This is a genomic window from Limosilactobacillus vaginalis DSM 5837 = ATCC 49540, from assembly GCF_000159435.1.
Taxonomy (GTDB): Bacteria; Bacillota; Bacilli; order Lactobacillales; family Lactobacillaceae; genus Limosilactobacillus; species Limosilactobacillus vaginalis.
The window spans coordinates 391,751-402,728 of the sequence record NZ_GG693413.1 but is presented as its reverse complement, the minus strand read 5'-3'; the positions used below and the strand labels follow the sequence as shown (position 1 = coordinate 402,728).

The 10,978-nt window shown below is 35.6% G+C and carries 13 protein-coding genes; 11 read left to right on the top strand and 2 right to left on the bottom strand.

Annotated elements, in window-relative coordinates:
* Positions 1–100 precede the first annotated feature (100 nt).
* From HMPREF0549_RS05070 to HMPREF0549_RS05030, 9 genes are all read left to right on the top strand, one after another.
* Entirely contained in the window at positions 101–502 is a 402-nt protein-coding gene (locus HMPREF0549_RS05070) for a hypothetical protein (protein ID WP_003717195.1), read from the top strand.
* Positions 503–583: 81 nt separating this feature from the next.
* On the top strand, positions 584–4,105 hold the full coding sequence (locus HMPREF0549_RS05065; RefSeq protein WP_003717194.1) for a DEAD/DEAH box helicase: 3,522 nt from the start codon (positions 584–586) through the stop codon (positions 4,103–4,105).
* A gap of 146 nt (positions 4,106–4,251) precedes the next feature.
* Positions 4,252–4,794 carry a poly(ADP-ribose) polymerase family protein gene (locus HMPREF0549_RS05060; RefSeq protein ID WP_040531313.1) on the top strand — a complete coding sequence of 181 codons (543 nt, stop codon included), beginning with the start codon at positions 4,252–4,254 and terminating at the stop codon, positions 4,792–4,794.
* A 3-nt stretch (positions 4,795–4,797) separates the two neighbouring features.
* The gene (locus HMPREF0549_RS05055; RefSeq protein ID WP_003717192.1) at positions 4,798–5,025 is read left to right on the top strand and encodes a hypothetical protein; all 228 of its coding nucleotides are present in this window, start codon (positions 4,798–4,800) and stop codon (positions 5,023–5,025) included.
* Position 5,026: 1 nt separating this feature from the next.
* Positions 5,027–5,452 (top strand): protein-export chaperone SecB, encoded by a 426-nt coding sequence (locus HMPREF0549_RS05050; RefSeq protein WP_003717191.1) that lies wholly within the window; start codon positions 5,027–5,029, stop codon positions 5,450–5,452.
* Between the two features lie 374 nt (positions 5,453–5,826).
* Positions 5,827–6,918 carry an NAD(P)-dependent alcohol dehydrogenase gene (locus HMPREF0549_RS05045; protein WP_003717190.1) on the top strand — a complete coding sequence of 364 codons (1,092 nt, stop codon included), beginning with the start codon at positions 5,827–5,829 and terminating at the stop codon, positions 6,916–6,918.
* Between the two features lie 12 nt (positions 6,919–6,930).
* Entirely contained in the window at positions 6,931–7,242 is a 312-nt protein-coding gene (locus HMPREF0549_RS05040; protein WP_003717189.1) for an SDR family oxidoreductase, read from the top strand.
* A gap of 197 nt (positions 7,243–7,439) precedes the next feature.
* Complete coding sequence (locus HMPREF0549_RS05035) at positions 7,440–7,652, top strand: Abi family protein (protein WP_003717188.1); 213 nt, start codon at positions 7,440–7,442, stop codon at positions 7,650–7,652.
* Between the two features lie 3 nt (positions 7,653–7,655).
* Positions 7,656–8,453, top strand: a complete 798-nt coding sequence (locus HMPREF0549_RS05030; protein WP_003717187.1) for an Abi family protein — start codon at positions 7,656–7,658, stop codon at positions 8,451–8,453.
* Positions 8,454–8,618: 165 nt separating this feature from the next.
* On the opposite strand, the gene lplA is transcribed toward HMPREF0549_RS05030, so the two are convergent.
* Together lplA and HMPREF0549_RS05020 are read right to left on the bottom strand one after the other, a co-directional pair.
* Positions 8,619–9,632 (bottom strand): lipoate--protein ligase, encoded by a 1,014-nt coding sequence (lplA, locus tag HMPREF0549_RS05025; RefSeq protein ID WP_003717186.1) that lies wholly within the window; start codon positions 9,630–9,632, stop codon positions 8,619–8,621.
* A 2-nt stretch (positions 9,633–9,634) separates the two neighbouring features.
* Entirely contained in the window at positions 9,635–10,072 is a 438-nt protein-coding gene (locus tag HMPREF0549_RS05020; RefSeq protein ID WP_003717185.1) for an OsmC family protein, read from the bottom strand.
* Between the two features lie 128 nt (positions 10,073–10,200).
* Between HMPREF0549_RS05020 and HMPREF0549_RS10125 the strand changes: the two genes are divergently transcribed.
* Together HMPREF0549_RS10125 and HMPREF0549_RS05010 are read left to right on the top strand one after the other, a co-directional pair.
* A complete protein-coding gene (locus tag HMPREF0549_RS10125) occupies positions 10,201–10,680 on the top strand; it encodes a DUF6978 family protein (protein ID WP_003717184.1) in 480 nt (159 codons plus the stop codon).
* Positions 10,681–10,685: 5 nt separating this feature from the next.
* A partial coding sequence (locus tag HMPREF0549_RS05010) for a DUF1828 domain-containing protein (RefSeq protein ID WP_040531247.1) occupies positions 10,686–10,978 on the top strand: 293 nt, incomplete at its 3' end.

Below are 10,978 nucleotides of genomic sequence, written 5' to 3'. Positions count from 1 at the left end.
GCGAATTTGGAATATGAAAGATGAAATGCAAAATAATAGTTTACATTCTGAACATGAGCTACAGCGAAAAGTTATACTTAAACGGGGAGGTTACTAAATCATGATTCAATTAGTAGAATTAGTTACTGTTGATAATGAGGATTTAGCCTACCATTATGCTTCGGCTAATATTGATGAAGTGTTCAACCAAGAAAAGAAATTTAATGAGCTAACTAAAAATATTTCTTTATTATTTAGTCCACATATTATAGCTACGGAAGAAGCATCATTTGATTCTTTGTGTAAAAAGGATCCTTACTTTAAACAATTTACTAGTTATCAAAATTTAGAGACTTTTATGGAAAAAGTAAAAGAGAAGAGTTTATTAACTGATGAAGAAGTAGCAGGTTATTTAAGAACACAATTTAATTTACATGCTTTTCCACTTCAAAAGGTTCTTTACTACAGTTATTCTGATTATTTAGAGAAAAATGTGAATCGGCTCTTTTGGTGTATTAAGTAATAATTAGCTATTGTATTATGCATAGTTAAGCAAATTCATCAAAAAATATAATTAATTCTCAAAAACGAAAGGACAACCCTTATGAAACAGTGGCAACGACTCTTCTCATCACGGATATTAATTCGGGGAAGAAAGTACTATTCGCAAGCGCGTGTGCGGAATACTAAACTTGATTCTCATGGTGATTTTTCAACTGATGTGATCGGAACACATATATATCATGTGACGGGAAACTATCGTGAAGAGCAGGCAACAAAGCTTACCTGTACTTGCCCCTATGCCGCGGATGGTAATTACTGTAAACATATGGCAGCAGCACTATACCGAGTAGAGCCGGAAGCAAAGCGCAACGAACGCCGGAATACGCCGATGCAAACGCTGGCGGAATTTCTTGGTAAAGATTATGACCAACCTGAATTAATAATTAATCCGATTGACTTGATGGGAAAACAAAAATTCCCGCAAAAGTTTGTGCAGACACTTCATCAGGCTCTTGATCAGCTTCAAATAAGTGACCAGCAATTAGAAGATTATCACAATCCTTATCTTCAATTGGAAAAGGGGCAGTGGCAGTATTCACTTCATGCAAGCATAGGAAATGCTTACCTTAGTACTGAAGTTAAGTTTGTTCGTGATCATCTCCTTGGATTTAATATCGGCTATACCATGACTAATTCAACGCAAGAACGAGCAATTGCCAAGTTAGTAACCTATGTTTCACTTGCAAAGTATCTACTTAATCATAATATAGGTGAGGCAAGTAGCAATAGCGCTTACCAACTTCTAAATTATTACCGTCAATCAGGCAATAATGCGCAATCAACAGTTATTAAGGCCTTTATTGATGACCACGGAATCTTTTCTGATGAACCACCAGTCCTATATTTTCGGGTTGGTGTTCCCGACCATATGTATAAATTTCAAAATATTACGAGCCTCGTTAATCAGATTGAACGAGGAGAAGTGGTTAACCTGGGAAAATACTTCAATCAGGTGATTAATCCCGCAATGCTGGATAAATCCAGTAGAATCTGGCTAGACTTTATGCGTAGGTTAGCCACAATTGGCGAATTAAATGAAACAAGTTATTCATTAGGCCCAGGAATTAAAAATCAACTATTCATTGAGGGTGAAATAGCTGATGAACTTGATCAAGCTTTTCAGGATGGAGGTGAGCTCTATTCTGGCCGATTAATGATGGAACGGGAAGAGAGTCAGTTAGAACCCAAATTAATTCTTGAGACTAATGGCAAGTCCACTGATCCGCAAAGAAGTATTCGAGCTTATGTTCCTGTTGCCCAAAATTTGATTCGCGGAAATAATGCTTACTACAAGGTCAACTTTAACCGTTGGCAGGTATTCACGATGCCGTCAATGGATTTAAGCCCGTTTCTTCAAAAAGACAATGAAGTTGAATTTGGAACCTCGACGATGGCGGAGTTTTATTACCGTGTTCTTCCTCAATTAGCAAAGCAGATTCAGGTTAAAGTTAAGGGAAACAAAGATCTTAAAGAGTTTGTTCCAGAACTATCAGAGCCACTTTACCTGTTTGATTACCATGAAGGGCAACTTTATTGTCGCTTTGGTGTAAAAACCGGGGAACATGAAGAATTCTTGAGTCAGATGAAGCCAAGTAAACTTGACGATCATTTTATTCAGCGAATGCTTGATCCGGTAGAAAAGTATTTCACGGAATACGCTCCAGAAATTAGGTCCTTTGTAATTCCAGTTGAAGATGCGGATGACTTATTGACTTGGGGGATTGATGAGTTGAAGAAGGTCGGAATTGTTAAAGGAACACCGGCATTTAAGCGCTTATTAAATAAACCGATTACTCATTTCTCGGTTAATATTGATACTAGTTACAACTTACTCGACTTAAAAATCGATGCAGATGGCTTGTCAATTGATGAAATTAACCAACTTCTTAAACAGTATCAGCCTAAGCGGAATTACTATCAGGTTGGTACTAAGAAAATGGTTAATATCAAGCCAGCTGAATTAGAAGAACTACGAGAACTAGTAACTAAACTTGGCCTTCCAATGACTGAGTTAACCTCGAATAGGGTTAAGTTACCGTTGTACCGGGCAATGTATCTGGACTCCTTACTTGAGCAGCGTCAGCTAATTGACTATCGCACAAATGATGATTTTAAGAAGCTGGTTAAACAGGTCGAAAAGAAGAGTTCACCAGTTAAAGTTCCGGGGATGTTGCAGGCAACATTAAGGCCGTACCAAAAGGCGGGGTTTCGGTGGTTAGCAATGCTAGCTAAGTACGGTTTTGGTGGTTTACTAGCTGATGAGATGGGATTGGGAAAAACAATTCAGATTATCAGTCTAATCCTCAATAACTACCATGATGGCCAGAGTATTGTGATTACCCCTGCAGCTGTGATTTATAATTGGCAAAATGAGTTTGCTAAATTTGCGCCAAGTCTAACGCTTCAAGTTTTAGATGGCTCTAAAGCAGAGCGACGATCACTATTCACTTCTTCACGAGACAAAGATGTCATTATTACCTCGTATGGTGCTTTTAAACGGGATGTTGATTTTTACCAGGATTATCATTTTAATAATGAAATTATTGATGAGGCTCAGTACATTAAAAATCCGCAAACAGCAGCATCTAAGGCAGTTAAGTCGGTAGCAGCCGATCATCGATTTGCTTTAACAGGGACGCCAATTGAGAATCAGTTGAGTGAATTATGGAGTATCTTTGATTTCTTAATGCCTGGTTTTCTCAATAATTATTCGCAATTTAGGAAAAACTATGAAAGCCCAATTATAAAACGCCAGGATCGCAAAGCAGAAGATGAATTGAAGAAACTAATTCAGCCCTTTATTTTACGTCGATTGAAAAAGGATGTTTTGAAGGAACTACCGGACAAAACTGAACATCTGGTATATACACCAATGATTGGTCAGCAGGCTAAACTATATCAGGCTCGGGCAACTCGGTTGGTTAAGCGTCTGCAAAGTCAGGATGATGAAGAATTTAAAAATAATCGTTTTGAGATGCTTGCTGAAATTACCCGTTTACGTCAATTATGTTGTAGCCCCAAATTATTGAATGCAGATTATCGTGGTCGCTCGGGTAAAGTTGACCAGACAATGGAACTTATCCGGGATGAAATTGCAGCCGGGCATAAGATTCTGCTTTTTTCGCAGTTCACATCTGCTTTGGCAATTTTACGGCAACGAATTGAAAAGGAACAAATTAGTGATTTTGTGATTGAAGGAAAGACGAAGAAAAGTGATCGTCAAGCATTCGTCAAGGAGTTTAATACTTATAACGGCCCGGCAATTTTTCTGATCTCACTGAAAGCTGGTGGAACTGGCCTGAACCTAACCAGTGCTGATGTTGTCATCCACTTTGACCCGTGGTGGAACGTTGCGGCTGAAAATCAGGCAACCGATCGAGCCCACCGAATTGGTCAACAACATAACGTTTCAATCTATAAGATGATTGCTAAGGATACCATTGAAGAACGGATCATTGCGATGCAGAAGCAGAAGAGTGAATTAGCAAACGCAATCTTATCAGGGGATGAGATTGGTAGTACTGCCTTGGATCGGGAGACATTACTGAAGTTGCTGGGATAATTTAATACTTTTGTATCTTAGGATAGTTATGAATTTGATTGTATTTTAGTTATTTTTCGAACACATGTTCACTAAAGTGCTTAGATGTGCTACAATTGTTAATGACTTTGTTTAATATTAATAGGGCTAAGTTTGAGGTGGACGAATTGAGTTTAGAGACCTTTCATGGGACAACAAGAGAAATCGCTACAATAATTCTAAATGAGGGCTTTAAGATTATTCCTAAAGAAGTTACTAATGATTTAGGAAATGGAATATATACTTTTTGCCCTGACGATTATGGTTGCTGGAATCCAGAAGAAAATGCAAAAAGGTACGCTAAGCAGTATAAACGAGGGAAAGTAATCGTCCTAAAAGTAATTATAGATACTTCTTCTCAAACCACCTATATTGATTTAGATGATCCGGTTTTTATGCGAGAATGGTCGAAAATTAGAGAGCAATTAGAACACCGTGCTAATAATATCTGGAAAAAATATTCTACAGGAAGCGCTAAACGAAGGCACAATATAGATGGTATTTTACTAGAATTAGCAATTAAGAGAAATATGTTAAGTGTTTCGAATCCAGACTTTGTGGTAAAGTGTACGTATACTAGTTTTATTCCTAAATCAATGTCAAATATGCCTAATGGTCGGGAACTTGTTGTTAGAAATTTAGAAATTATTACTGATGTTAAAGAGGTGTAAGACATGTCAATATTTGGTAATGCAAAAAAAGCTGAATTGAAAAAAGAAGCTTTAGACACTAAAAATTGGATATCAGATAAAGAATTAGAGGCAATTTTTTTTGAAGATAATAATATTATTGATGATTTAAATAATTTGATAAAATCATCTGCTAAGAGTGATAATTCATTGTCTGTAAATACAAATGTAGAATTTAATAAAGCGGAAGCTATAGAATTAAAGGTTGCTTAATATGGACACACAAAATAATCAAAGCATCATCCAATTCACTAATCCGGAATTAGTTGAATCAATATTTATGGAAAATCCAAATTATTCTGGTTCAGAAAAGGTTTCACAAAAATTGAATATTAGTTCTGAGCATGATAAAATTGTCGAAGAAAACAAGTATGAGAAGAGTACGACGGTGTCTTTAACAGTTACAAATTTTGATAAAATTGATATGAATAGTAAATTGCCATTCTTTATTCGTGAAACAATGAAAGCCAAATTTATTTGGAAAAAAGGCTTCAATAATAATGATGAAGAAAATTTATTGAAAATAAATGCAGCTTCGCTATTGCTATCATATATAAGGCCTCAAGTCCGTAATATAACATCTCTTTCGAAATTTAGTGAGCAAAATATCCCCTTTATAGATTTTACTAGCCAGATCTAAAGTACCTTTTCAGTAAAATATATGATTAAATTTAGAAGTTAAGTGGAATCTGGTTGAAATTAGAGGAATATACCATCAAAAAATGAAGCACCCATAGCAGGATGCTTCATTTTTTAGTAAGTTCATTGATGAATTTCGTATTGAGGTTTACATTTTGTGGAGTATTTCCAGCCAGTTGAATGCTTAGCAAGACAGTACTCATCGTCATCAAAAACCGATTTGATGAATAAATAGCATCATTTTACCTCCATGTAGATTGGTAATTACATTATATCAGGAAAAATCGGGAAATATAGCAATGTCCTTTTATATGGATTATAATATTTGTAGCACATGTTTACTGTTGAACAAAGTGATTTAAGGAGGTAGATACCATGAATATTAAATCGGTAGTTGTAGAGGAAAAAGATGCGCCTATTGAAGTTAAAGACGTGGTACTGGACAGTCCTAAAGCTAATGAAGTGTTAATAAAAACGGTTGCCACTGGCATTTGCCATACTGATATTGCTGGACGAGATATGGGGATGTCTCCTTATCCGGTTGCATTAGGTCACGAAGGCTCAGGAATCGTTGAGCAAGTTGGAGATAATATTACAACGATTAAACCAGGAGATCATGTAGTTGTCTCCTTTAGTTACTGCGGTCATTGTTCACACTGCTTAAGTGGTCATCCCGCACAATGTGAGCATCTTAATGAACTATGTTTTGGTGGGAAAAATTATGATGGTACTCATCGTCTACACTTTAAAGACGGGAGAGACTTGAGTACTTTCTTCGGACAATCTTCCTTATCTAATTATATTGTTGCTGATGAACACAATGTTGTTAAGGTGGATCCAAATATTGAACTTAAATATTTAGCACCTCTTGGTTGTGGCTTTTTGACCGGCTCTGGGACAATAATTAACGGTGTAAAGCCAGAGTTTGGTTCTTCAATTATTATTGCTGGAGCTGGTGGTGTTGGACTTGCTGCTGTAATGGCTGCTAATCTTTATAATCCGGAGCACTTAATTGTACTTGATCGTAATGATTCTAAATTGAAGATGGCTAAAGAATTAGGTGCAACTGATGTTATCAATACTAATAATACTGATGACATTGTTTCAACAATTAGAGAAATAGTGCCTAAGGGTCCTGAATATGCAGTTGATACTACTGGTTACGCACCGTTAATCAAGGAACAATTGGCTTCTCTTACAACGGCTGGAAAACTTTATATTATTGGTATTGCTGGCCCGTTAAATCTATCCGGAATGGATATTATGGGAGATTCTAAGCAAATAATTGGATTGATCGAAGGAGACGCAATTCCACAATTATTCATTAATAAATTGGTTAGTTACTATAAAAAGGGTAAATTTCCGCTTGATAAATTAATGAGTTTTTATAAGTTTAGTGATGTTAAGCAAGCATTTGCTGATTTTGAATCTGGAAAAATTATTAAACCGGTTATTTTATTTGATTAAGGCATTGATGCAATGACGCGTCATGCTGCACAATGGTTTGCTCAGTATCATATTCGAGTTAACAATATTAATCCTGGACCAATCTTTACGGGGATGGTCAAAGAGTCAGGTATTGAATTACAAGCTGCCATGGGAGAATTGCATAAAGGAAAGATTAATTTACCACCATATGCAGGTGAAGCCGATGATATTGGATATGCGTTTGTTTACTTAGCATCTGACGAATCTAAGTTTATGACTGGTGCGGATTTAGTAATTGATGGTGGTTGGAGTACAAATTCCTTTATCCCGCAGAAGAATATTCATGATATTTTGCAGAAATGATTTTCAGTTATTTTAATGTGTTGGTGCTTTGTTATTGTAATATAAGATATATTTTTTATCTAAGACTTGAAAACCCAGAATTACGGTCGATTGCCACAATTCTGGGCTTTTAAGCCTTATATTTTAAACATATGTTCGCATAATTGCTGCTAATAATGGTAAAATTAATGTAAGTAATTATTAGTGAGGAAAATATTATGGAAAAAAGAGGTAAATCATTTGATGGTTTAATGAGGCATATTCGGAATAGCCATAACATAGAGATAAGAGGCTCTGAAGACAAGAAAAGACTTGTAAATATTGGTTATTATCATGGATATAAAGGTTATAAATTTAATAAAGATGTTGCTCATCCGTTCATTGGAATTCATAATTTTGAACAGATCGTTGCTATCGCTAATTTTGATTAGTAAATGAAGGCCATCTTTTACCCGATAACAATGAAATTTGAAACCATTATTAAGAATTTAATAGTGAATTATTCAGTATTAGGAATTGATCCATCTTTTGATAATGTATATAGGCAAAAATTAACTTTTTATCGTTCACAAAGAGGACGTAGAAGAACTAAGAGTATTAATAAAAGGCTAAGATTAAAGAAAGACTTTGATAGTGAGATAGCTTACGCCTATGCTTCTAATAATATTGTTATTAAGCATTACATAGAAGAAAATAAATCTGTTCCTCTTTGGGCTCTTTTTGAAGTAATTAGTCTTGGTAATGTTGGGAATTATGTTGCTTGCTTGAATAGAGAAGATAAGGAAAAAGTAGCGGATTTCTTAAACCTCTATAATTCACAGTATGATGAGAATGTAAAAATTTTAGAACAGTCAATTTTCTTGATTAAAGATCTCAGAAATGCTGTTGCACATAATCATATGATTTTTGATTGTCGATTTAGAAAAGCTCAAAATGTTGCACAAAATTTGAAAGCAACAGTGAAGAATAAATTACACTTGGAAGCTGAAACGAATTTTGATATTCTGTTCGATTATTTAGCTCTTTTAATGATTTTTCTGAAAGAGAGCGGTAATAGTAGGAGTGAGTTGAATTCTTATATTACCGATTTTGAAAATTCAGTAAACATCCTATATAAATCAACTGAAGAAATTGCTCATAATAAAGAGCCATTACCTTATTCTGTGTATAATCTAATTATTGGTGAGCGTTTCAAATTGAAGCTAAATAAATTAAAGGAATACATAAATTGACAAAAAAGTAGATATAATGTATATTCAAATATGTATTAAGGTGTAGGGCTTTAATAGGTGCCTGCATCTGAAGCCCCGGATACGTCTGGGGTTTTGTTATTTTAAATTTCAAAATGAATTAAGCCCCGATACCATCCCATTAACAATCTGGTATCGGGGCTTCTCTTATTCTTGTCTTAATAATAGGTCTAAAATATCAGTTTCTGGAATCTTCCCAAAGTAATCACTTAGTTCAATGTTATCTAACACATTCTTGACAGCAGTTCGTTCATAACGGGTGCCAATTAATTGCTTTTCAAACTCTTCAATTGGTTTCTGGCCGAAGAAATCGCCATAGGTTGTTAACGTGGCAATTCGACCATCTTTAATCGTTAGTCGGAAATCAACTGTTCCTTGGGGAAAGTGCTTCCGGTGTTGGATTGCAGCCTTTGGCGATTGACCATAAATCCAATTCCAGTTGCTGAAAACTGATTGATTGAGTTCTTCAACATCGCATTTCGTTTTTGCATCGAGCTCGTACTCCCTAGCATCGTTTAAATCTTCAACGCCTAGAATTGTTTTCGCCAGGGTATCACGGAATTCTTCAATTGTTAAATCTTGAAATTCAGGTTTAAAAAAGGGCTTTAGGTTAGTTACCCGACTATGGACGGACTTGATTCCCTTAGAAGCAATTTTATCTGCTGGAACATTCAGGGCCTTACCAATCACGCTGAGATTAACATCATACATCAAGGTACCATGGGAAAACATCCGTCCCTTTTCAGTCTTCATGGCATTTCCCGAAAACTTCTTGCCATTAATTTGCAAATCATTCCGCCCCGTCATTTTCGCTTCAATTGCACCTAGCTTATGGAGTGCAGCAATGACCGGATCGGTAAATTTACGGAAATTACCAATTGAATCGCCATCATCCTTAGTAATGAAACTAAAGCTAACATTGCCAAGATCATCATAGACAGCGCCACCACCAGAAGTTCGTCGGGTCACGATGATGTTGTGTTGATCGACATATTCTTGGTTAATTTCTTCGTAAGCATCCTGGTAACGGCCAAGAATAATGCATGGCGAGTTGATGTAGAAGTAAAGGATTGGCTCATCTAAGTTGGCATGCTCCATTAGGTAAGTTTCAAGTGCTAAGTTATACCGAATATCACGACTATCAGTTACAAGATATTTCATTTTTAGTCCTCTTTTTCGTTAAAATTAAAATGGTCAACCAGGTGAACAGAAACGTTGTCGCTATTTTGCAGAAGTTTAGCGACAGGACAACGAGTCTCTGCCTTCTTGAGAATTGCTACTGCTTCATCATGTTCAACTTGCGGAATCTTTACCTGTGCATCTAGCCAAAATTGAAAACCAGGATTATCAAATCCCATCTTAATGCCAACCCGAACGACACTTTGATGAGCTAACCCACGACGCTTTTCTTCAGCCTCAATTGTGGCATTAAGACAAGTTGCCAGGGCAAGGCCAATTAACTGTTCTGGATTAGTGCCAGGATTATCGTGAACTGGATTGCTAGTTAAAACGTCTAAATCACCGCCTTGGATTACCTTTGCATGCCCGTTAATTCCGGCATCGTTTTCTACCACTGTTTGGTACAGGATCTTTTCAGTCATTTAAATTGCCTCCTTTGAATCCGCTTACTTAATTATAGTGCATATTTGAATTAACTTAAATGAGCGAGGATGCATTAGTTAAGGTATAATTTAAATACAAGTATTTTAGAGAGTATTAGATTTGAATTATGGATTTAAACAACCTTAACGAAAACGAAGTAAGAGTGCTGATTAATGCTGAGAAAAATCTAACAAACATTATGGAATATCAAGACATCATTAATCAGATACATCAAACATTGATTTTAACTTCACATACCTACCGTTGTTCAGTAAAAGATAACAAGCGAGGGATAGTATATCGCTTCCAAATCCATTCAACACCGATTACTACTAGATTCTCGGTTGGCCTTATGTTTATTGAAAATAGGATACACTTAATTCGATTGGGTTTTGAGGATGATTTGCGTCATGTGAATAATTACGGTACTAAAAGTGAGCTTGTAATATTAGGTTCACATACTCAGTTAAATTCACCAGCTGGTAAATATGTTTCTAAGAATGTTATTCCTATTGGTAGTATTGATGAATTTAAGAATGTAAAAAAGATTAAAGATGCACTAGATGAATTTATTAGTTATACCCACATAACCGATAATGGGAGGTGAGTGGTTTGAGTAATGCTTCATTATTAGAAAATAATTATTATAAATGGTTAAAAGACGATCTAACATTCAAAAACATAGAAGATGGTTACGTATCAATTAGTACGCCTTTCATTGATACTAATTTTGACAATATCAATTTGTATGTTCGCTTTTTATCAAAAGATAAGGTCGAAGTATCTGACTTTGGTTACACTATTGCAAACTTAGAAGATATCGGTATCCATCTTGATCATCGTTCTAAAGTTGCTTGGCGGATTTACACAAATGCTTTGAATGATTTTGGCATTACTAGGGAAGT

Bases quoted from the DNA above. Each gene is read 5' to 3' on its own strand.
- HMPREF0549_RS05070 (WP_003717195.1), top strand. From the start codon at position 101: ATGATTCAATTAGTAGAATTAGTTACTGTTGATAATGAGGATTTAGCC.
- HMPREF0549_RS05065 (WP_003717194.1), top strand. From the start codon at position 584: ATGAAACAGTGGCAACGACTCTTCTCATCACGGATATTAATTCGGGGA.
- HMPREF0549_RS05055 (WP_003717192.1), top strand. From the start codon at position 4,798: ATGTCAATATTTGGTAATGCAAAAAAAGCTGAATTGAAAAAAGAAGCT.
- HMPREF0549_RS05050 (WP_003717191.1), top strand. From the start codon at position 5,027: ATGGACACACAAAATAATCAAAGCATCATCCAATTCACTAATCCGGAA.
- HMPREF0549_RS05045 (WP_003717190.1), top strand. From the start codon at position 5,827: ATGAATATTAAATCGGTAGTTGTAGAGGAAAAAGATGCGCCTATTGAA.
- HMPREF0549_RS05040 (WP_003717189.1), top strand. From the start codon at position 6,931: ATGACGCGTCATGCTGCACAATGGTTTGCTCAGTATCATATTCGAGTT.
- HMPREF0549_RS05035 (WP_003717188.1), top strand. From the start codon at position 7,440: ATGGAAAAAAGAGGTAAATCATTTGATGGTTTAATGAGGCATATTCGG.
- HMPREF0549_RS05030 (WP_003717187.1), top strand. From the start codon at position 7,656: ATGAAGGCCATCTTTTACCCGATAACAATGAAATTTGAAACCATTATT.
- lplA (WP_003717186.1), bottom strand. From the start codon at position 9,632: ATGAAATATCTTGTAACTGATAGTCGTGATATTCGGTATAACTTAGCA.
- HMPREF0549_RS05020 (WP_003717185.1), bottom strand. From the start codon at position 10,072: ATGACTGAAAAGATCCTGTACCAAACAGTGGTAGAAAACGATGCCGGA.
- HMPREF0549_RS10125 (WP_003717184.1), top strand. From the start codon at position 10,201: ATGGATTTAAACAACCTTAACGAAAACGAAGTAAGAGTGCTGATTAAT.